Source organism: Streptomyces sp. NPDC058880 (assembly GCF_042742535.1).
Taxonomy (GTDB): domain Bacteria; phylum Actinomycetota; class Actinomycetes; order Streptomycetales; family Streptomycetaceae; genus Streptomyces.
Genome location: NZ_JBHYMC010000041.1, coordinates 20,349 through 40,107 on the forward strand (window position 1 = coordinate 20,349; position 19,759 = coordinate 40,107).

22 protein-coding genes are annotated in these 19,759 nt (G+C 71.7%); 17 read left to right on the top strand and 5 right to left on the bottom strand.

Features of this window, described 5'->3' with window-relative positions; genetic code table 11:
- Positions 1-120 precede the first annotated feature (120 nt).
- From ACFW2G_RS22035 to ACFW2G_RS22045, 3 genes are read left to right on the top strand one after another with little or no spacing between them, the layout of a single operon-like run.
- A complete protein-coding gene (locus tag ACFW2G_RS22035) occupies positions 121-873 on the top strand; it encodes a 1-acyl-sn-glycerol-3-phosphate acyltransferase (protein ID WP_037928255.1) in 753 nt (250 codons plus the stop codon).
- Entirely contained in the window at positions 870-1,880 is a 1,011-nt protein-coding gene (locus ACFW2G_RS22040) for an NAD(P)H-dependent glycerol-3-phosphate dehydrogenase (RefSeq protein ID WP_037928258.1), read from the top strand. The genes ACFW2G_RS22035 and ACFW2G_RS22040 overlap by 4 nt, the downstream gene beginning before the upstream one ends.
- Before the next feature lie 39 nt (positions 1,881-1,919).
- A complete protein-coding gene (locus ACFW2G_RS22045; protein ID WP_037928262.1) occupies positions 1,920-3,077 on the top strand; it encodes a D-alanine--D-alanine ligase family protein in 1,158 nt (385 codons plus the stop codon).
- Between the two features lie 67 nt (positions 3,078-3,144).
- Here ACFW2G_RS22045 and ACFW2G_RS22050 read toward each other — a convergent pair whose 3' ends face one another.
- Complete coding sequence (locus tag ACFW2G_RS22050) at positions 3,145-3,636, bottom strand: DUF3515 family protein (protein ID WP_384450473.1); 492 nt, start codon at positions 3,634-3,636, stop codon at positions 3,145-3,147.
- A 23-nt stretch (positions 3,637-3,659) separates the two neighbouring features.
- Positions 3,660-3,893, bottom strand: a complete 234-nt coding sequence (locus ACFW2G_RS22055) for an Lrp/AsnC family transcriptional regulator (protein WP_030028650.1) — start codon at positions 3,891-3,893, stop codon at positions 3,660-3,662.
- Positions 3,894-4,138: 245 nt separating this feature from the next.
- Here ACFW2G_RS22055 and ACFW2G_RS22060 point away from each other — a divergent pair, with 245 nt between their 5' ends.
- Positions 4,139-5,122, top strand: coding sequence for a thiamine-phosphate kinase (locus tag ACFW2G_RS22060; RefSeq protein WP_037928267.1), 984 nt, complete (start codon positions 4,139-4,141; stop codon positions 5,120-5,122).
- Positions 5,119-5,919, top strand: a complete 801-nt coding sequence (thiD, locus tag ACFW2G_RS22065) for a bifunctional hydroxymethylpyrimidine kinase/phosphomethylpyrimidine kinase (protein ID WP_384582367.1) — start codon at positions 5,119-5,121, stop codon at positions 5,917-5,919. Before ACFW2G_RS22060 ends, thiD begins: the two co-directional genes overlap by 4 nt.
- Before the next feature lie 118 nt (positions 5,920-6,037).
- On the opposite strand, the gene rpmB is transcribed toward thiD, so the two are convergent.
- Positions 6,038-6,223 carry a 50S ribosomal protein L28 gene (gene rpmB, locus ACFW2G_RS22070; RefSeq protein WP_007266795.1) on the bottom strand — a complete coding sequence of 62 codons (186 nt, stop codon included), beginning with the start codon at positions 6,221-6,223 and terminating at the stop codon, positions 6,038-6,040.
- Between the two features lie 242 nt (positions 6,224-6,465).
- Between rpmB and ACFW2G_RS22075 the strand changes: the two genes are divergently transcribed.
- The 9 genes from ACFW2G_RS22075 (at position 6,466) to mutM (ending at position 16,459) form a co-directional block, all read left to right on the top strand.
- Entirely contained in the window at positions 6,466-8,142 is a 1,677-nt protein-coding gene (locus ACFW2G_RS22075) for a DAK2 domain-containing protein (protein WP_384582368.1), read from the top strand.
- Between the two features lie 26 nt (positions 8,143-8,168).
- Positions 8,169-11,321: a helicase-related protein gene (locus ACFW2G_RS22080; RefSeq protein WP_384582370.1), complete on the top strand. Its 3,153-nt coding sequence runs from the start codon at positions 8,169-8,171 to the stop codon at positions 11,319-11,321.
- 73 nt (positions 11,322-11,394) lie between these two features.
- On the top strand, positions 11,395-11,973 hold the full coding sequence (rsmD, locus tag ACFW2G_RS22085) for a 16S rRNA (guanine(966)-N(2))-methyltransferase RsmD (RefSeq protein ID WP_037928281.1): 579 nt from the start codon (positions 11,395-11,397) through the stop codon (positions 11,971-11,973).
- A 14-nt stretch (positions 11,974-11,987) separates the two neighbouring features.
- Positions 11,988-12,467, top strand: a complete 480-nt coding sequence (gene coaD / locus ACFW2G_RS22090; RefSeq protein ID WP_201773417.1) for a pantetheine-phosphate adenylyltransferase — start codon at positions 11,988-11,990, stop codon at positions 12,465-12,467.
- Positions 12,468-12,570: 103 nt separating this feature from the next.
- Entirely contained in the window at positions 12,571-13,659 is a 1,089-nt protein-coding gene (locus ACFW2G_RS22095; RefSeq protein WP_384582372.1) for a cell division initiation protein, read from the top strand.
- Between the two features lie 69 nt (positions 13,660-13,728).
- Positions 13,729-14,439 carry a DUF177 domain-containing protein gene (locus ACFW2G_RS22100; RefSeq protein ID WP_052031266.1) on the top strand — a complete coding sequence of 237 codons (711 nt, stop codon included), beginning with the start codon at positions 13,729-13,731 and terminating at the stop codon, positions 14,437-14,439.
- Between the two features lie 2 nt (positions 14,440-14,441).
- The gene (gene rpmF, locus ACFW2G_RS22105; protein ID WP_003965982.1) at positions 14,442-14,615 is read left to right on the top strand and encodes a 50S ribosomal protein L32; all 174 of its coding nucleotides are present in this window, start codon (positions 14,442-14,444) and stop codon (positions 14,613-14,615) included.
- 19 nt (positions 14,616-14,634) lie between these two features.
- Complete coding sequence (gene rnc, locus ACFW2G_RS22110) at positions 14,635-15,474, top strand: ribonuclease III (RefSeq protein ID WP_384450494.1); 840 nt, start codon at positions 14,635-14,637, stop codon at positions 15,472-15,474.
- A gap of 115 nt (positions 15,475-15,589) precedes the next feature.
- Positions 15,590-16,459, top strand: coding sequence for a bifunctional DNA-formamidopyrimidine glycosylase/DNA-(apurinic or apyrimidinic site) lyase (mutM, locus tag ACFW2G_RS22115; protein WP_384582374.1), 870 nt, complete (start codon positions 15,590-15,592; stop codon positions 16,457-16,459).
- On the opposite strand, the gene ACFW2G_RS22120 is transcribed toward mutM, so the two are convergent.
- On the bottom strand, positions 16,432-16,836 hold the full coding sequence (locus ACFW2G_RS22120) for a winged helix-turn-helix transcriptional regulator (protein WP_384450498.1): 405 nt from the start codon (positions 16,834-16,836) through the stop codon (positions 16,432-16,434). The two genes, mutM and ACFW2G_RS22120, sit on opposite strands and share 28 nt — an antisense overlap.
- A 125-nt stretch (positions 16,837-16,961) precedes the next feature.
- On the opposite strand from ACFW2G_RS22120, the gene ACFW2G_RS22125 reads away from it, so the two are divergent.
- A complete protein-coding gene (locus ACFW2G_RS22125) occupies positions 16,962-17,573 on the top strand; it encodes a flavodoxin family protein (protein ID WP_384582376.1) in 612 nt (203 codons plus the stop codon).
- Between the two features lie 63 nt (positions 17,574-17,636).
- Here the strand turns inward: ACFW2G_RS22125 and ACFW2G_RS22130 are convergent, their stop codons facing one another.
- Positions 17,637-18,620, bottom strand: a complete 984-nt coding sequence (locus ACFW2G_RS22130; protein WP_384582378.1) for a CAP domain-containing protein — start codon at positions 18,618-18,620, stop codon at positions 17,637-17,639.
- A 138-nt stretch (positions 18,621-18,758) separates the two neighbouring features.
- Between ACFW2G_RS22130 and ACFW2G_RS22135 the strand changes: the two genes are divergently transcribed.
- Together ACFW2G_RS22135 and ACFW2G_RS22140 are read left to right on the top strand one after the other, a co-directional pair.
- Positions 18,759-19,040: an acylphosphatase gene (locus ACFW2G_RS22135; RefSeq protein WP_037928303.1), complete on the top strand. Its 282-nt coding sequence runs from the start codon at positions 18,759-18,761 to the stop codon at positions 19,038-19,040.
- Positions 19,041-19,388: 348 nt separating this feature from the next.
- On the top strand, positions 19,389-19,607 hold the full coding sequence (locus tag ACFW2G_RS22140; protein WP_030032603.1) for a hypothetical protein: 219 nt from the start codon (positions 19,389-19,391) through the stop codon (positions 19,605-19,607).
- The last annotated feature ends 152 nt before the right edge of the window (positions 19,608-19,759 follow it).

Consider the following 19,759-nt stretch of genomic DNA (forward strand, 5'->3'; position numbering starts at 1 on the left):
AGCCCGGCGGTGTGAGCGGGGCGTACCGTGTTCTCGACAGAGACCGGGCCCGGGGTGACACTTGTCCGGCCGACGACGAGGTGCCCCAGCCGCGCACCGGTCCTAGAGGAAGGTGTCCGAGTGTCCCGCCGCAGAATCGGCTTCTGGTACCGCCTGGCGGCGGTCATCGCAAAACCGCCGCTGGTAGTGCTCTTCAAGCGGGACTGGCGGGGAATGGAGCACATTCCGGCCGAGGGCGGCTTCATCACCGCCGTCAACCACAACTCGTACCTGGACCCGCTCTCCTACGCGCACTTCCAGTACAACACCGGCCGGGTGCCCCGACTGCTCGCCAAGGCCGCCCTCTTCAAGGTCCCCTTCGTCGGGGCGATCCTGCGCGGCAGCGGCCAGATCCCCGTCTACCGGGAGAGCACCAACGCCCTCGACGCGTTCCGGGCCGCCGTGGACGCGATCGAGCGCGGCGAATGCGTGGCCTTCTACCCGGAGGGCACCCTCACCCGCGATCCCGAGATGTGGCCGATGGCCGGCAAGACCGGCGTGGCCCGCGTCGCGCTGATGACCCGGGCCCCCGTCATCCCGGTGGCCCAGTGGGGAGCCAACCTGGTCATGCCTCCCTACGCCAAGGAGAACAAGGTCCGGCTGTTTCCGCGCAAGACCCTCCGGGTGCTCGCCGGACCGCCCGTCGACCTCTCCGCCTACTACGACCGGGAGCCGACTCCGGACGTCCTCAAGGAAGTCACCGAGGTGGTCATGGCGGCCATCACCGGCCTCCTGGAGGAGGTGCGCGGGGAGACCGCGCCCGCGCAGCCGTACGACCATCGCCACGCCAGGGCGGAACAGCGGCGCAAGGCCGCAGGGGAGGGCAAGAAGTGACACGTCCTACGAAGGCGACCGTCTTCGGCACGGGCTCCTGGGGCACGGCCTTCGCCATCGTGCTCGCCGACGCCGGCTGCGAGGTGACCCTGTGGGGCCGCCGCGGCGAGGTCGTCGACGCCATCAACACCGGCCGGACCAACCCGGACTACTTCCCCGACGTCGAACTCCCCGCGAACATCCGGGCCACCGGCGACCCGGCCGAGGCCGCCGCCGGCGCCGACTTCACCGTCCTGGCCGTCCCCTCCCAGACCCTGCGCGACAACCTGGCCGCCTGGGCGCCGCTGCTGGCCCCCGACACGGTCCTCGTTTCCCTCATGAAGGGCATCGAACTCGGCACCGCCAAGCGGATGAGCGAGGTCATCGAGGAGGTGGCCAAGGTCCCCGCCGAGCGCATCGCCGTCGTCACCGGCCCCAACCTGGCCGCCGAGATCGCCGCCCGCCAGCCCGCGGCCTCCGTCGTCGCCTGTGTGGACGAGGCCGTCGCCCAGCGCCTGCAGGCCGCTTGCCACACCGCCTACTTCCGCCCGTACACGAGCACCGACGTCATCGGCTGCGAGCTCGGCGGTGCCGTCAAGAACGTCATCGGCCTCGCCGTCGGCATCGCGGACGGCATGGGCCTCGGCGACAACACCAAGGGCTCGCTCATCACCCGCGGACTGGCCGAAGCGACCCGCCTGGGCGTGGCCATGGGGGCCGACCCGCTCACCTTCTCCGGCCTCGCGGGCCTCGGTGACCTGGTCGCCACCTGTTCCTCGCCCCTCTCCCGGAACCACACCTTCGGCACCAACCTCGGCCGCGGAATGACCCTGGAGGAGACCATCGCGGTCACCAAGCAGACCGCCGAGGGAGTCAAGTCCTGCCAGTCGGTGGCCGATCTGGCGGGCCGCCACGGGGTCGACATGCCGATCACCGAGACGGTCGTGGACATCGTCCATCACGGCAAGCCCACCCTCGTGGCCCTGAAGGAGCTGATGGGCCGCAGCGCCAAACCGGAACGTCGCTGACTCCTTCCCGGACGCATGAGCGGGTACTCTCATGCCGATATGAGCAGCGAGAACCTCCCCCAGACCCCTGAGCAGCAGGGCCGCAAGCCCCGCGTTGCCGTCGTGTTCGGCGGCCGCAGCTCGGAACACGCCATCTCGGTCGTCACGGCGGGCGCCGTGCTGCGCTCCATCGACCGGTCCAGGTATGAGGTGCTGCCCATCGGCATCACCACGGACGGCCGGTGGGCGCTGACCGCGGACGAGCCCGCGCGGATGGCCATCTCAGACCGCAGGCTCCCGAGCGTCGAGGAGCTCGCCGAGTCCGAGGACGGCGCCGTCGTGCTCTCGGTCGACCCGGCCAGCCGCCAGGTCGTCTACACCGAGCCCGGAGCCGTCCCGAAGGCCCTGGGCGAGGTCGACGTCGTCTTCCCCGTGCTGCACGGCCCCTACGGCGAGGACGGCACCCTCCAGGGCCTTCTGGAGCTCTCCGGCATCCCGTACGTCGGCTCGGGCGTCCTCGCGTCCGCCGTCGGGCAGGACAAGGACTACATGAAGCGGGTGTTCACGTCCTTCGGGCTGCGCGTCGGCCCCTACGTGACCATCCGCCCCCGCGAGTGGGAAGCCGACCGGGAGGCCGCCACGGCCAGGATCCTGGACTTCGCCGCCGAGCACGGCTGGCCGCTCTTCGTGAAGCCCGCCCGGGCCGGCTCCTCGATCGGCATCACCAAGGTCGACGACGCCTCCGGTCTGGAGGCCGCGGTCAGGGAGGCCCGCCGCCACGACCCGAAGATCATCGTGGAGGCGCTGCTGCGCGGCCGCGAGATCGAGTGCGGCGTCCTGGAGTTCGAGGACGGGCCGCGCGCGAGCGTGCCCGCCGAGATCCCGCCGGTGTCCAGCCACGACTTCTACGACTTCGAGGCGAAGTACATCGACTCCGCCTCCGGGATCGTGCCCGCCCCGCTCACCCCGGAGCAGACGGCCGAGGTGCAGCGGCTCGCGGTCGAGGCCTTCGAGGCGGCGTCCTGCGAGGGCCTCGTGCGGGCCGACTTCTTCCTCACCGAGGACGGCGAATTCGTCATCAACGAGATCAACACCATGCCCGGTTTCACGCCGATCTCGATGTACCCGCTGATGTGGGAGAAGTCCGGCGTGGCGTACCCCGAGCTGGTGGACCGCCTGATCCAGGCCGCCCTGCGCCGCTCCACGGGGCTGCGCTAGCACCGCGTACCGCCGCCCGCCGGCCGCCTTGCACGAGGGCGGGCGGCGGGCGGCGGCGTGCCGGAGCTCAGTAGGAGGCGATGCCCTCGGGCACGGTCGCGGCGATGGCCGTGGACAGACCGACGAGCATCCCCGCGTCCGTGGCATGCTCCTCGTCGACCCGGACCTCCGTGTAGGCCAGCCGCAGCCCGGTGGTGAAACGGAAACCGCCGTCGCCGAGCTTCTCCAGCAGCCAGGCCACGTCGTTCACATGGACGCCCTCCTGCTTCGGATCCAGCATCTTGGGAGGCTTGGCGATCCCGCACCGCAGTACGATCGCCGAGCCGCCCCACGAGGCGGTCAGGTCGGACTCCGGTTCGGTCCGGGTCCGGGCCAGGCCGGCCACCGTCTCCGGGAGCTCCTTGTGCAGTGCCGCACAGAACCCCGCGACGTCGGCCGGCGGTGCGGGTGGCGGTTCCACCCGGGCCTCGGTGTCGCCCGGGGTACATGCGGCCAGGGCGGACAGGACCAGGGCGACGGGCATGGCCAGGACACGGACGGGCCGGCGGTGGAGGGACATCACCGGCCAAGAGTAGACGGGGGCTACAGATGGACCACCGGACAGGTCAGGGTGCGGGTGATGCCCTCCACCTGCTGGACCTTGGCCACGACCATGCGGCCGAGCTCGTCCACGGTGTCGGCCTGGGCGCGCACGATCACGTCGTACGGACCTGTCACGTCCTCGGCCTGGATCACCCCCGGGATCTGGCCGATGGACTCGGCGACGAACGACGCCTTGCCCACTTCGGTCTGGATGAGGATGTACGCCTGTACCACGGAACCTCCAGGGCGGCCACGAGGATCATTTCCCCTAATCTTCGGGTGGACCCCACACGATGGACAGGGCCGGGGGAAGAAGGGACGCCACGGTACCGCGTCGCCGTGCGCCACGGGGAGACCTGCGGGCCCGGCGCCACGCACAGCGGGGCGTACGGAGAGCACAAGTTGACGTATCTGTTGACGGTACCCAGAGCTGTGACGGCTCGCGACCGCAAGCGGACTGGGCAAGAAGGGGCACAGCGATGAAGGGCACTGTCGGCGAGCTGGGGGAGTTCGGGCTGATCAGGGAGCTCACCTCACGGCTCACCACCACCCCGGCGGTCCGGCTCGGACCGGGCGACGACGCCGCCGTGGTGTCGGCCCCCGACCGGCGCGTCGTGGCGAGCACCGACATCCTGCTGGAGGGCCGGCACTTCCGGCGCGACTGGTCCACGGCCTACGACGTCGGCCGCAAGGCCGCCGCGCAGAACCTGGCGGACATCGCGGCCATGGGCGCGGTGCCGACCGCGCTGCTGCTCGGCCTCGTCGTGCCCGCCGAACTCCCGGTCACCTGGCCCACCGAGCTCATGGACGGCATCCGCGACGAGTGCCAGGTCGCCGGCGCCGCCGTGGTCGGCGGGGACGTGGTCCGCGGGGACACCATCACCGTCTCCATCACCGCTCTCGGCGACCTGCGCAACCACGAGCCGGTCCTGCGCTCCGGCGCCCAGCCCGGCGACGTCGTCGCCGTCACCGGCTGGCTCGGCTGGTCCGCGGCCGGCTTCGCCGTGCTCTCGCGCGGCTTCCGCTCCCCGCGGGCGTTCGTGGAGGCCCACCGGCGTCCCGAACCGCCGTACCACGCCGGTCCCGCAGCCGCCGGGCTCGGCGCCAGTGCCATGACCGACGTCAGCGACGGCCTGATCGCCGACCTCGGGCACATCGCCGAGGCCAGCAAGGTACGCATCGACCTGCGCTCGGCCGCCGTCGACATCCCGACGCAGATGCACGACATCGGCCAGGCCGTCGGCGTGGACCCGCTGCAGTGGGTGCTCACCGGGGGAGAGGACCACGCGATCGTGGCGACCTTCCCGCCCGACGTGAAGCTCCCCGCGCGCTGGAAGGTCATCGGCGAGGTCCTCAACCGCTCGGCCCTGCCCCAGGTGACCGTCGACGGCGCGCCCTGGACCAGCACCGGCGGCTGGGACCACTTCGGAGCCGACCCGGTCGCCCAGGACGGCACGACGTGAACACGGCACCGCCGCTGTGCCTGACCGTCGCCGGATCGGACTCCGGCGGCGGCGCGGGCATCCAGGCCGACCTCAAGACCATGCTGGCGCTCGGCGTGCACGGCATGAGCGTGGTGACCGCCGTGACCGCGCAGAACTCACTCGGGGTACGGGGAGCCTGGGAGCTGCCCGCCGAGGCCGTCACGGCCCAGTACCGGGCCGTCGTGGACGACATCGGCGTGGACGCCGTGAAGACCGGCATGCTCTCCTCCAGCCTGCTCGTCGAGACGGTGGCCGCGTTGTTGGCCGACACCGCGGCCCCGGCCGTCGTCGACCCCGTCGGCGTCTCCAAGCACGGGGACGCCCTGCTCGCCGCCTCAGCGCTGGACGCCGTACGCACGGAGCTGCTGCCGCGGGCCACCGTGGCCACGCCCAACCTGGACGAGGTCGCCCAGCTCACCGGCATCGTGGTGGAGAGCGAGGACGACATGCGCCGTGCCGCCGACGCGATCCTCGGCCACGGACCCCGCTGGGCGCTGATCAAGGGCGGGCACCTCGCGGCGCACGGCGACGAGGCCGTGGACCTGCTCACCGACGGCGCCACGGAACGGTGGCTGCGCGCTCCTCGGCACTCCAACCGGCACACCCACGGGACGGGCTGCACCCTCGCCAGCGCCATCGCGGCCGGCCTGGCCAAGGGCCTGTCGGTCCCGGAAGCCGTCACGGCCGCCAAGGAGTACGTGACGGGCGGCATCGCCGGCGGCTTCGCACTCGGCGGGGGCATCGGCCCGGTGGATCACGCCTGGCGATTGCGGTGATCCTGCCCCGGCCCCCGGGATTGCGGCCTCCGGAACCCCCCGGACAAGGCAAAAGGCCGGCTCACCAGAGGTGAACCGGCCTTCTTGGCAACCGGAAGGGGCTGCGCTACGACGGGCGTCAGCGCGAGACCTTGCCGGCCTTGATGCACGAGGTGCAGGCGTTGAGGCGCTTCGGCGTCCCATTGACCACGGCACGAACGCGCTGGATGTTCGGGTTCCAGCGACGCGAGGTGCGGCGGTGCGAGTGGGAGATGTTGTTGCCGAAGCTCGGCCCCTTGGCGCAAACGTCGCAGTTGGCAGCCACAGGTCACTCCAAAGACTTCAGATGCAATTACAGTGAATCCGGCGCACCGGATCAGAGGTCTGAAGTGGTTTGCCGGGGAAAGACCCGACTCTCATCGGGCAACCGGAGCAGCATACAACGACTGCGCCCGTCCAAGAAAACTACCATGGCGGCCGGCAACCCCGCCCCGCGGTCCCGGCCCCGGGAGCGCGGTCCTTCGTTACCCTGCGGTGAACCCTGGCCCGCACAAGGAGGAACGCCCGGTGCCGCACGAGCCGCAGCCGCAGCCCGCAGACGAGCTCGACGCCGAGGCAGTGCGCAACTGGAGCTCGCTCGCCCTGGCCGCGCTGGGGCGGGCCCGCGAGGACATCGACGCGATCAACGTCTACCCGGTCGCCGACGCGGACACCGGCACCAACCTCTACCTCACCGCCGAGTCCGCCGACCGCGCGCTGGCGGACACCTTCGGGGACGCGGCCGGCCGGACCGTGGCGCCGACCACCCTGTCCGAGGCCGTACGGGCCTGGGCGCACGGCGCGCTCGTCGGTGCCCGGGGGAACTCCGGGACGATCCTCGCGCAGCTGCTGCGCGGAGTGGCCGACGTGCTCGGCGCCGAGCCCGAGGCCGAGCCCGGAGACGGGCGGACCGGCCCCGGCGGGCTGCTCGCCCGCGCACTCAGCCGGGCCGCGGAAGAGGCGTACGCGGCCGTCGCCCATCCGGTGGAGGGCACCATGCTCACCGTCGCGGGCGCCGCCGCCCGGGCCGGCGAAGCGGCCTCGGAGGCCGCCGGTACCGCGGCCGACGTGGCCCGCGCCGCCTATGACGGCGCCCGCGCCGCACTCGCCGAGACCCCCGGGCAGCTCGCCGCGCTGGGCCGGGCCGGGGTGGTCGACGCCGGAGGCTGCGGACTGGTCGCCGTGCTCGGCGCCCTCTGGCAGGCCCTGTCCGGCCAGGAGCCGGCCGCCGAACCGGCGGCCGGCCGGCCCGCGGTGTCCGGCCCGCGGCCGACCGACCCCTGCGAACAGCACGAGGACGGGCCCGCGTACGAGGTGATCTACCTGCTGGAGGCCTCGGACGCGGCGGTCGCGGAACTGCGCGCACAGCTCGACGGCCTCGGCGACTCTCTGGTCGTCGTCGGCGGCGACGGGCTGTGGAACGTCCACGTCCACGTCGACGACCCCGGTGCGGCCGTGGAGGCCGGGGTCGTCGCCGGACGGCCCTACCGGATCCGGATCACGCACTTCGGCGACGAGCGCCGCCGCGGCCGCGGCGAGCGCGCCCAGCGCGCCGTGGTTGCCCTGGTCCCCGGCGAGGGACTGGTGGACCTGTGCGCCGGGGCCGGCGCGACCACCGTGCTCGTGCGCCCCGGCGAGGTCCCGGCCGCTGCCGAGCTCCTCGACGCCGTACGCCGCGCCCACGCCCGCGAGGTGGTGCTCCTGCCGGGCCGCGCGGAACTGCGCGCGGCCGCGGCCACCGCCGCCGAACAGGCCCGTGCCGAGGGCGTGCGCGTCGCGGTGATCCCCACCCGCTCCGCCGTCCAGGGCCTGGCCGCGCTCGCCGTGCACGACCCGCAGGGCAGCTTCGACGAGGACGTGGTCGCCATGACCGCGGCCGCCGGCGCCACCCGCTACGGGGAACTGGCCGTCGCCGAACGCCAGTCCTTCACCTCGGCCGGTATCTGCCAGGCCGGAGACGTGCTCGGTCTGATCGACGGCGACGTCGCCGTGATCGGAGCGGGCCTGGCCGAGACCGCCGTGGCGGTGCTGGACCGGATGCTCGGCTCCGGCGGCGAACTCGTCACCCTGGTCCTCGGTCCGGAGGTGCCGGACGCCGTCGCCGAACACCTCCAGGCCCACGTGCAGTCCGGGCACCTGGCGGTGGACACCGTCACCTACCGGGGCGGTCGGTACTCGGCGCCGCTCCTCATCGGGGTGGAATAGCGGGCTTGTCAGCGCCATGGTGTGCAATGGAACACGTGCCCGCGCTCGACGAAGACCTCAAGAAGACACTCGGTCCCGCCACCGCCAAGGTGCTGGCCGAGCAGCTCGGCCTGCACACGGCCCTGGACCTGCTCCACCACTACCCGAGGCGGTACGCCGAGCGCGGCGAGCTGACCCCGCTGGCCGAGCTCGCCGGCCAGATCGACGAGCACGTGACCGTTGTCGCGCAGGTCGCCGACGCCCGCGTCCTGACCTTCAACGGGGGCCGGGGCAAGCGGCTGGAGGTGACCATCACCGACGGCAGCGGCCGGCTCCAGCTGGTCTTCTTCGGCGCCGGCGTCCACAAGCCGCACAAGGAACTGCTCCCGGGCAGCCGCGCGATGTTCGCCGGCAAGGTCTCCCTGTTCAACCGCAAGCTCCAACTCGCGCACCCGGCGTACGAACCGCTCGGCGCGGACGCCTCCGACCGGGACGCCGCCACCGCCTTCGCCAACCAGCTGATCCCGATCTACCCGGCCTGCGCGAAGCTGGAATCCTGGAAGATCGCCAAATGCGTGGACGCCGTGCTGCCCAGCGCCAGGGAGGTCGTCGACCCGCTGCCGCCCGCCCTGCGCGAGGGCCGCGGGCTGCTCCCGCTCCCCGAAGCCCTGCTGAAGATTCACCGGCCGGCCGCCAAGGCCGACATCGAGGACGCCCGGCAGCGACTGAAGTGGGACGAGGCCTTCGTCCTCCAGGTCGCCCTGGCCCGCCGCCGCCACGCCGACGCCCAGCTCCCGGCCGTACCGCGCCGCCCCGCCCCCGGCGGCCTGCTCGACGCCTTCGACGCCACCCTGCCCTTCACCCTCACCGAGGGCCAGCAGAAGGTCTCGAAGGAGATCTTCGACGACCTCGCCACCAGCCACCCCATGCACCGCCTCCTCCAGGGCGAGGTCGGCTCGGGCAAGGCCCAGCCCCTCGATTCACTGGTGCTCACCCCCACGGGTTTCCGGCCGATGGGAGACATCGGGGTGGGGGACGAGGTGGTGGTGCCATCCGGTGAGACCGCCCGCGTGGGGGCAGTCTTCCCGCAGGGGGAGCGCGAGGTGTGGCGGGTGGTGCTCTCGGACGGGAGCACTGTCGAGTGCGACGACGAACACCTGTGGATCGTCGGCACGAGCCGCGGATGGCGCCGCGGCCAGGAACCCGCGGTGCTGACCACGAGGGAGATCAGGGCGGACCTCCACGAGGCCGACGGTTCTGCCAGGTGGTACCTGCCGGTGGCCGTTCCCGTGGATCTCGGGAACGGTGACCGCCGGCCCCTCGATCCCTACCTGACGGGCGTGCTCCTCGGAGCCGGCTCCTTCCGGCACGACCTGGACCTGTCCACCGCGGACCGGGAGATCCTGGCGGCGGCCGAGGCCGCGCTCGCCCCGCACCACGAGGCGGCCGCCGGGCCCGGTCCGGTCGGCCGGGCGGTACGGGACCTGGGGCTGCGGGGCGTGGCCCCGCACGACATCTTCGTTCCGGACGTCTACAAGAACGCACCGGTCAAGGACCGCCTTGCGGTCGTGCAAGGCCTCATGGACGCGGACGGGACGGTACAAGCGGACGGAGCGGGCATCTCGTTCCGCTCCGCCTCCCTCCGGTTGGCACAGGACGTGGCCTGGCTCGTGCGCTCCCTCGGCGGAGATGCCCGGGTGCTGCCCGGTGAGGCGGTGTCCGGCGTCTCCGTGGCGCTGCCCGACGAGTTCGAGCCGTTCCGGCTGCGACGCGAGGTGGCCCGCATGCGGCCGCGGCCGGAGTCCGGCATTCGGCGGCGCGCCATCCGGGCCGTGGAGCACGTGGGCCCCAAGCCGGTGCAGTGCATCCGGGTCGAGCATCCGAGCCACGCGTACGTGACGGACCACTTCACCGTGACGCACAACACGATGGTGGCCCTGCGGGCGATGCTGGCCGTCGTGGACTCCGGCGGGCAGGCGGCGATGCTCGCGCCCACCGAGGTGCTCGCCCAGCAGCACCACCGCTCCATCGTCGAGATGATGGGCGGACTGGCCGAAGGCGGCATGCTCGGCGGCTGCGAACAGAGCACCAAGGTCGTGCTGCTCACCGGGTCGATGGGGATGCCGGCACGCCGGCAGGCCCTGCTCGACCTGGTCACCAAGGAGGCCGGGATCGTCATCGGCACGCACGCGCTGATCGAGGACAAAGTGCGGTTCGACGACCTCGGCCTGGTCGTCGTGGACGAGCAGCACCGCTTCGGCGTGGAGCAGCGCGACGCGCTGCGCTCCAAGGGCAAGCAGCCACCGCACCTGCTGGTGATGACCGCCACCCCGATCCCGCGCACCGTCGCCATGACCGTCTTCGGCGACCTGGAGACCTCCGTCCTCGACCAGTTGCCCGCCGGGCGCTCGCCGATCGCCACCCATGTGGTGCCGGCCAAGGACAAGCCGCACTTCCTCGCCCGGGCCTGGGAGCGGGTCCGCGAGGAGGTGGAGAAGGGCCACCAGGCGTACGTGGTCTGCCCGCGCATCGGGGACGGGGAGGACGACCCCAGGAAGAAGCAGGCCGCGGACGACGCCGACCGGAGGCCGCCGCTCGCCGTCCTGGAGATCGCCGAGCAGCTCGGCCAGGGCCCGCTGGCCGGCCTGAGCGTCGAGGTGCTGCACGGCCGGATGGACCCCGCCGACAAGGACGACGTCATGCGCCGGTTCACGGCCGGCGAGGTGAAGGTGCTGGTCGCCACCACCGTCATCGAGGTCGGCGTGAACGTCCCCAACGCCACCGTCATGGTGATCATGGACGCGGACCGGTTCGGCGTCTCCCAGCTCCACCAGCTGCGCGGTCGCGTCGGACGCGGCTCCGCCCCCGGCCTGTGCCTGCTGGTCAGCGAGATGCACGAGGCGAGCCCCGCCCGGGCCAGGCTGGCCGCTGTCGCCGCCACCCTCGACGGCTTCGAGCTCTCCCGGATCGACCTCGAACAGCGCCGCGAGGGCGACGTCCTGGGCCAGGCCCAGTCGGGGGTTCGCTCCTCGCTGCGCATGCTCGCCGTCATCGACGACGAGGAGGTCATCGCCCAGGCCCGGGACGAAGCCACCCGGGTGGTGGCCGCGGACCCCGCTCTGGAGCGGCTGCCGGGCCTGCGGACCGCGCTGGACGCCCTCCTCGACACCGAGCGCGAGCGGTACCTGGAGAAGGGCTGAGCGGTACGACCTATCGTTGGAGTGCCGCGGCGGACCGCCCGGCTGCCCCTGCCGCCGTACCGAAGGACCCCAGATGACCCGCGTGATCGCCGGCAGCGCCGGCGGGCGACGGCTGGCCGTGCCCCCCGGCACCGGCACCCGGCCGACCTCGGACCGGATGCGCGAAGGCCTCTTCTCCACCTGGGAGTCGCTGCACGGAGTCGAAGGGGCACGGGTGCTCGACCTGTACGGCGGCTCCGGCGCCGTCGGCCTGGAAGCCCTCTCCCGAGGCGCGGACCACGCCTTCCTGGTCGAGTCGGACCCGAAGGCCGCCAAGGCGATCCGCGACAACATCAGGACGCTGGGCCTGCCCGGGGCCGAGTTCCGGGCCGGCAGGGCCGAGCAGATCGTGGCCGCTCGCGCGGGCGGGGACCCGTACGACGTCGTCTTCCTGGACCCGCCGTACGCGGTGGACAGCGCGGACCTGCGGGAGATCCTGCTCACACTCCGGTCCAATGGCTGGATCACGGACGGCGCGCTCGTCACCGTGGAGCGCAGCACGAGGAGCGGCGCCTTTCCGTGGCCCGAGGGCTTCGAGCCGCTCCGGTCGCGGACGTACGGCGAGGGCACCCTGTGGTACGGCCGCGCCGCCTTCACCCGCGAAGACTCATGAACGAGGGAGTTCAGTTGCGCCGCGCCGTCTGTCCGGGGTCCTTCGACCCCATCCACAACGGACACCTCGACATCATCGGACGCGCCTCCAGGCTGTACGACGTCGTGCACGTCGCCGTGGGGATCAACGAGTCGAAGAAGGGCCTGTTCACGGTCGAGGAGCGGATCGAGCTGATCCGCGAGGCGACGGTGGACTACGGAAACGTCCAGGTGGAGGCCTTCCGGGGACTGCTCGTCGACTTCTGCAAGCAGCGGGACATCCCGGCCATCGTCAAGGGCCTGCGCGCGGTCAGCGACTTCGACTACGAGCTCCAGATGGCCCAGATGAACCTGGGGCTGTCGGGCGTCGAGACACTGTTCGTCCCGACCATTCCCTCCTACAGCTTCCTGTCCTCCTCGCTGGTTAAGGAAGTGGCGGCCTGGGGTGGAGACGTCGCCCACCTGCTGCCGGCACACGTGCACGCGGCGCTCCTGGAGCGGCTGCGCGAGCGCTGATCTGCTGACGAAGCGTCAGCCGGTGTCGGGGGCCCGCCCGCTGGCCTTACAGTCGACCCGTCCGTCTCGGGAACCGCCTGAGGCCGAGAGAGTGCGAGCCCCCATGGACGTGCAGAAGAAGCTCGACGAGATCGTCGCAGCCGTCGGCGGCGCCCGGTCCATGCCGATGTCCGCCTCCTGCGTGATCAACCGCGCCGAGCTGCTCGCCCAGCTCGAAGAGGTGCGCCAGGCGCTCCCCGGCTCGCTCGCGCAGGCCCAGGAGCTGCTCGGCGGCCGGGAGCAGATGGTGGAGGAGGCCCGCCGGGAGGCGGAGCGGATCATCGACGCGGCCCACGACCAGCGCGGATCGCTGATCGCCGACACCGAGATCGCGCGGCGCTCGCAGGCCGAGGCCGACCGCATCGTGGAGGAGGCCCGCCGGGAGGCCGAGGAGATCCGGGCTGAAGCCGACGACTACGTCGACAGCAAGCTCGCGAACTTCGAGGTCGTGCTGACCAAGACGATCGGCTCGGTGGACCGGGGCCGGGAGAAGCTGCTGGGCCGCGGCCCGGGTCTGGACGAGGACGGCTACCCGGACGCGGACGCCCCCGAGCGCAGCCACGACCCCGAGACGCAGCGGCAGCAGGCGGACGCGTACGTGGACACCAAGCTGGCGACCTTCGAAGCGGTGCTCTCCAAGACCCTGGAGGCCGTGGGCCGCGGCCGCCAGAAGCTGCTCGGCCGGGTCCCGACGGACGACCTGGGCGTGCACATGGCGGCCCAGGACGCGGCCGCGGGCCAGCCGTCCCGCTCGGCGAGCGACTCCGACTTCCTGGCGGGCCTCGCGGAGCCGGAGCCCGCTCACGTGCAGCCGCCCGTACCGGCCCAGCCGGAGTCCCCCTACGACGCGTACGGCTACCAGCAGCCCGCCGCCCAGCAGCAGGACGCCTACCCTGGTGCGGGCACCGGCTCCACCGCGGCGGCCTATGCCGCGCCCTACCCGGACCCGTACGCGGGCTACCAGCAGCAGCCGGACCCGTACGCCGCCTACCAGCAGCAGCCCGACCCGTACGCCGCCTATCACCAGCCGCAGCACCAGCAGCACCAGCAGGCCGAGCAGCAGGCCCAGCAGCCCTCGCTCGATGAGACCAGCTTCTTCGACACGAGCATGATCAACCTGGATCAGCTGCGCCAGTACGAACAGGGCCGCTGACACCGGATTGGGCGCACGGCCCCGGTCCGGGTATCCTGGCTGTTCGGTCGCGCGTATGCGTCGCGATCCATGCTGCCCTTGAGCGGCGGAATCTTTGATCTTCAGCGATCTGTGAAAGCAGGAACGGCCCTGAATACCCGCCTCGACCACCGCAACCCCCTCGTGTTCGACACGCACGAGCTGGGTCGGCGTCCTGGTGCCATGCAGCGGCTGTCCCGTGAGATCGACGCACCGGCGGACCTTGGTCTGGCCGGCGTGATCGGAGTGCCGGAAGGCGCTCCGGTGAAGCTCAGCCTCCGCCTTGAGTCGGTCATGGAAGGGGTGCTTGTCACAGGCACCGTCCGTGCATCGGCGACGGGGGAGTGCGTAAGGTGTCTGGAGGCCGTCGGGCGCGAGCTCAAGGCGGACTTCCAGGAGATGTTCTCGTACCCTGACGCCGACGACCGGGGCCGCGCCAAAGCGGAGCCGGCCGACGACGCCGAGGACGACGAGGACACGCTCTTCCTCGAGGACGGATTGTTCGACCTCGAACCCGTGCTGCGTGATGCGGTGGTGCTCGCACTGCCGATGCAGCCGGTGTGCCGGGAGGACTGTCTGGGACTGTGCCCCGATTGCGGGCTCAGCCTCAACGACGACCCGGACCACCACCACGACGCCGTCGACATCCGTTGGGCGGCTTTGCAGGAACTCGTCGTTACCGATCAGGACGGCGAGAAGGACAACATGAGCGGCACTGCATCTGACGACGTTCAGAGCGCCGCCGAGAAGCAGGAGAAGTAGCCGTGGCTGTTCCGAAGCGGAAGATGTCGCGCAGCAACACGCGCCACCGCCGGTCGCAGTGGAAGGCTGCGGTCCCCACCCTGGTTTCGTGTGAGCGTTGCCAGGAGCCGAAGCTCCAGCACATCGCGTGCCCGAGCTGCGGCACCTACAACAAGCGCCAGGTCCTCGAGGTCTGAGCGGCTGGTGAGAGGCGCAATGTCTGAGCTGTCCAAAGCTGAGAAGCAGGCAGACAGTAACAACGCGGCCTCGTCCCACACGCTTCTGGAAGGGCGGCTCGGGTACCGACTCGAGTCCGCCCTTCTGGTGCGTGCACTGACCCACCGCTCGTACGCGTACGAGAACGGCGGCCTGCCCACCAACGAACGCCTGGAGTTCCTCGGGGACTCCGTGCTGGGCCTGGTGGTCACGGACACGCTGTACACGACCCACCCGGACCTCCCCGAAGGCCAGCTGGCCAAGCTTCGGGCCGCGGTGGTCAACTCGCGCGCACTGGCGGAAGTCGGGCGCGGCCTCGACCTCGGCTCCTTCATCCGGCTCGGCCGGGGCGAAGAGGGCACGGGCGGCCGGGACAAGGCCTCCATCCTCGCCGACACCCTTGAAGCGGTCATCGGCGCGGTCTACCTCGACCAGGGTCTCGACGCGGCCTCGGAGCTGGTCCACCGGCTCTTCGACCCGCTCATCGAGAAGTCCTCGAACCTCGGGGCCGGCCTGGACTGGAAGACCAGCCTCCAGGAGCTCACGGCGGCCGAAGGTCTTGGCGTGCCGGAGTACCTGGTCACCGAGACCGGTCCGGACCACGAGAAGACCTTCACTGCTGCCGCCCGCGTCGGTGGTGTCTCGTACGGCACCGGCACCGGCCGCAGCAAGAAGGAAGCGGAACAGCAGGCCGCGGAGTCCGCATGGCGCGGGATCCGCGCTGCGGCGGACGAGCGGGCCGCGGCGGCAGCGGCCGCCGCTCCGGCACAGGGCCCGGCTCCGGCCGAGGCCGCGGACGGCGGAGCGCCGACGCCCGCCGATCCGGCGCCGGACGCCTGACCTTCCTTCGGGCATCTCCTCGCCCGCCCCTGCGCTGCAGGGGCGGGCGTTGCCGTTCCCGGACGGCCGGTACGCTCGCGGCAGCGCCCAGATCCGCATCCACCGGAGGTTCCCCGTGCCTGAGCTGCCCGAAGTCGAAGTCGTACGGCGGGGGCTGGAGCGCTGGGTCGCCGGACGGACCGTCGAGGCCGTCGAGGTCCTGCACCCGCGTGCGGTGAGGCGCCATCCGGGCGGCGGTGCCGACTTCGCGGCCCGCCTGAGGGGGGAGACCCTCGGGGTGCCGCAGCGGCGCGGGAAGTACCTGTGGCTGCCGCTGGCGGGGCGCGACCTGTCGGTGCTCGGGCATCTGGGCATGAGCGGCCAGTTGCTCGTCCAGCCCGAGGACGCTCCCGACGAGAAGCACCTGCGGATCCGGCTGCGCTTCGGGGACGACGCCGGGACGGAGCTGCGCTTCGTGGACCAGCGGACCTTCGGCGGTCTGTCGCTGCACGAGACCGTCGCCGACAGCGCCGAGGGTCTGCCCGACGTCATCGCGCACATCGCGCGCGATCCCCTGGACCCGCTGTTCGACGAGGCGGCCTACCACCTCGCGCTGCGCGCCAGGCGGACCACCGTCAAGCGGGCGCTGCTGGACCAGTCGCTGATCAGTGGGGTCGGCAACATCTACGCGGACGAGGCGCTGTGGCGCTCGAAGCTGCACTACGAGCGCCCGACGGCGAACCTCACGCGCCCCCGGAGCACGGAACTCCTCGGGCACGTCCGCGACGTCATGAACGCGGCCCTCGCCGTGGGAGGCACGAGTTTCGACAGCCTGTACGTCAACGTGAACGGGCAGTCGGGGTACTTCGATCGGTCGCTCGACGCCTACGGACGCGAGGACGAACCCTGCCGCCGCTGTGGCACCCCGATGCGGCGCAGGCCCTGGATGAACAGGTCGAGCTACTTCTGCCCGCGCTGTCAGCGCCCGCCGCGAGCCGCGTCGTAGGAGTCGCGGGCGGACAGCACCGCCGGCATGCTCCCCTCCAGGTGGTGGATGAGGGCCAGGAGGCGGTCGGCCACCTCGACGCCGAGGGGGGTCAGTTCGTAGTCCACGCGCGGCGGGTTGGTCGGCTGGGCCTCGCGGTGGACGATTCCGTCGCGCTCCAGCGCGTGCAGGGTCTGCGACAGCATCTTCTCGCTCACGCCCTCCACCCGGCGGCGCAGCTCGTTGAAGCGGACCGGTCCCTCGCGCAGGGCGCCCACGGTGAGGCTGCCCCAGCGGCCGGTGACGTGTTCCAGCGTCTCGCGGGACGGGCAGGAGCGGGCGAACACGTCGAACGGCAGGTCGCCGTGCTCGGCTTCGGTACAGACAGGGGTCTCCATGGGACAAGCGTACCCGCAGCCAGCGCTAACTGGCAGGTTGCGCTTTCTGAAAGTTAGTGATTCTCTTCTTCCGTCGCGGCACGTCCCGTGCTGCGGCGGACGCCTTTCCGAAGGAGAGATCAGCCTTGTCCGGTACCACGCACACCCCCGTCGTCGCGATCGCCTACCACTCCGGCTACGGCCACACCGCCGTCGTCGCCGAGGCGGTCCGCAACGGCGCCGTCGAGGCCGGGGCGACCGTCCACCTGATCAAGGTCGACGAGATCGACGACGCGCAGTGGGAGCTGCTCGACGCCTCCGACGCGATCGTCTTCGGTTCCCCGACGTACATGGGCACCGCTTCGGGTGCCTTCCACGTCTTCGCCGAGGCCTCCTCGAAGCGCTGGTTCGGTGACGCCTGGCAGGACAAGCTCGCGGCGGGCTTCACCAACTCCGCCTCGAAGAGCGGCGACAAGCTGCACACGCTGCAGTTCTTCCAGGTGCTGGCCGCACAGCACGGCATGAACTGGGTCAACCTGGGTCTGAAGCCGGGCTGGAACGCCAGCACGGCCTCCGAGAACGACCTCAACCGCCTGGGCTTCTTCTCCGGCGCGGCCGCCCAGTCCAACTCCGACGAGGGTGCGGACGCCGTCCACAAGGCCGACATCGCGACCGCGGAGCACCTGGGCCGCCGGGTGGCCGAGCACACCCGCGTCGTCGTCGCGGGCCGCGCGGCCCTGGCCGCCGCGTCCGTCTGATCCCCCCGGAGGCCTGATCCCCCCGGAGCCGGCCGCCCCGCCGTCCCGCCTCGCAGGGTCGGGTCAGAGGCCGAAGTCCTGGGTCCACCAAGGCCCGCCGGCGGCGAAGTGGGCGCCGACACCCAGCGTGCGGAACTCGCAGTTGAGGATGTTCGCCCTGTGCTCCGGGCTGTTCATCCAGGCGTTCATCACGGACTCCGCGTCGCCCTGGCCGCGGGCTATGTTCTCGCCGCCGAGGCCCGAGAGGCCTGCCGCGGTGGCGCGGTCCCAGGGGGTGTCGCCGTCGGGGTCCTCGTGGCCGAAGAAGCCGCGGTTGGCCATGTCCTGGCTAAAGGCGCCGGCCAGGGCCGCCAGTGGTGGGTTGGCGCGGACCGGGCCGCAGCCCGCCCGGGCGCGCTCCTCGTTCACCAGGGTCACCACGGCCGCCTCCTCGGCGGAGTGGGTGTCGAGGCTCGGCCGGGTCGCGGTGGCTGCGGGCGCCGGCGCCGTGGGTGCCTGCGCGGTCGCCGTCGGGGTGGGGGTCGGGGTCGGCGCGGCGGGTGCCGGCGCCTGGGTCCGCTCCGGGGCGGGCGTCGGTGCGGCCGGGGTCCGGCCTGTGGTGCTCGGCGAGGCGGACGGCGGGGTGGCGCCGGAGGAGGCCTTCGGCGGAGCAGGCTCGGAGCGGGTCGGCGGTGCCGAAACCGAGGGTGAGTCTGAAGGGGAGGGCGAGGCCGGTGCGGAGGATGGGGCAGCCGGGGTCGCGGGGGCGGTGGGTGCGCCGCTGGTCGCCGCGCCGCGGCCGGACAGGCTCGCGAGGCCGCCCTGCCGGTCGATCACGGAAGGGGCGTCGGGGTCCGGCGCGGCCTGGGCCGCGCCGGACTTCGCGGCGGTGGCTTCCGTACCGCTGACACCCACATAGGGGAACGAGGCGCCGACCGGCACCATGCCGGTGGTGACGGCCGCGGTGCCGAGGGCGACGGCCACCGAGACCCCCAGCAGGCCGGTGCGCAGGGCGGTGCCGTGCTTGCCGCCGCGGCGCGGCGCGGCGTGGAGTCCGTGACGTCCCATCGGTGTCGTGCCCTTCCTGGCCGGATCAAGATCGTCCCTTACCCACCCAAATGGGTGAGTTCATTGGTGCGCGACTGTACGCCATGGGGCCCTGGGGGCGATGTGACCGGAAAGTTCGCGCCCGGTTAGCGTTCACGCATGAATGAAGACGTCCGCCTGACCGCCTGGGTGCGCGGCCGGGTGCAGGGAGTGGGATTCCGCTGGTTCACCAGGGAGAACGCCATGGAGATCGGCGGGATGGTCGGCTTCGCCCTCAACCTCGACGACGGGCGGGTGCAGGTGGTGGCCGAAGGTCAACGTGAGAATTGCCACCGGCTGCTGGACTGGCTGCGCTCCCCCGACACGCCCGGCCGGGTGGACGGGGTGACAGAGATCTGGGGCACACCGCGCGGTGGCTACGACGGGTTCGGGATGCGGTGAGGGATCGACTGATCATGAACTCATCACATCTCTGATCGCCCGGACCCGGTCGGAACTGGGCATTCGCCGTCGACGCGTTGCCGGCGGCGGCGATCCATGGAAGGCTCGGAGACAAGGATGATCTCCACGCCCCTTGCGAGGGCCGGGCTGCCCGCCGATACGGGGCGTGATCGTGTTGACCGTCAAACTTTTTGGTGAGACGCTGGAAGCCCCGCGCACCTGAGCTGTTTGGCAGTGCTGGCAGTAGTAAGCGCAGTGACTGACCGTCGCTGCCGGACATCCGCGGGTGCGATTCCCTCACGACCCACACCGCTTCGGTCGGTCACTCAGTGTGGAGGACCATCCATCATGGCAAAGGCGCTTCTCGGTTACGTCGGCGGTTCCGACCCGCGACTCCTCGCCGAGATGCGACGGCTTCAGCAGCGCGTCCAGGACCTCGAGTCCGAGCTCGTACGGATTCAGTCCGAAAATGACGCGCTGAACGCGGCCGCCGCTCAGCACGACGGAGACTCGCTGCTGGACAGCATCGACATCGACGTACCCCAGGCGGAGCCTGCGCTCACCTGATCCGCGCTCACTCGTCGCTCGAATCCAGCCCGGCATGATCTGCAAGGGACGCTTCGGCGTCCCTTCTTCCTTTGGGCTCCGCATCAGGGACCACAGGGCCGGGCGGGGGGCCTGATGCCTTCGACGTCAGCCGTGCCCCGCACCTTCACGGG

Coding starts and splice junctions, on each gene's coding strand:
- ACFW2G_RS22100 (WP_052031266.1), top strand. CDS start 13,729: ATGCTGCCCTTGAGCGGCGGAATCTTTGATCTTCAGCGATCTGTGAAA.
- ACFW2G_RS22130 (WP_384582378.1), bottom strand. CDS start 18,620: ATGGGACGTCACGGACTCCACGCCGCGCCGCGCCGCGGCGGCAAGCAC.
- ACFW2G_RS22045 (WP_037928262.1), top strand. CDS start 1,920: ATGAGCAGCGAGAACCTCCCCCAGACCCCTGAGCAGCAGGGCCGCAAG.
- ACFW2G_RS22060 (WP_037928267.1), top strand. CDS start 4,139: ATGAAGGGCACTGTCGGCGAGCTGGGGGAGTTCGGGCTGATCAGGGAG.
- ACFW2G_RS22140 (WP_030032603.1), top strand. CDS start 19,389: ATGGCAAAGGCGCTTCTCGGTTACGTCGGCGGTTCCGACCCGCGACTC.
- ACFW2G_RS22135 (WP_037928303.1), top strand. CDS start 18,759: ATGAATGAAGACGTCCGCCTGACCGCCTGGGTGCGCGGCCGGGTGCAG.
- ACFW2G_RS22120 (WP_384450498.1), bottom strand. CDS start 16,836: ATGGAGACCCCTGTCTGTACCGAAGCCGAGCACGGCGACCTGCCGTTC.
- ACFW2G_RS22050 (WP_384450473.1), bottom strand. CDS start 3,636: ATGTCCCTCCACCGCCGGCCCGTCCGTGTCCTGGCCATGCCCGTCGCC.
- rsmD (WP_037928281.1), top strand. CDS start 11,395: ATGACCCGCGTGATCGCCGGCAGCGCCGGCGGGCGACGGCTGGCCGTG.
- ACFW2G_RS22095 (WP_384582372.1), top strand. CDS start 12,571: ATGGACGTGCAGAAGAAGCTCGACGAGATCGTCGCAGCCGTCGGCGGC.
- rnc (WP_384450494.1), top strand. CDS start 14,635: ATGTCTGAGCTGTCCAAAGCTGAGAAGCAGGCAGACAGTAACAACGCG.
- ACFW2G_RS22080 (WP_384582370.1), top strand. CDS start 8,169: ATGGAACACGTGCCCGCGCTCGACGAAGACCTCAAGAAGACACTCGGT.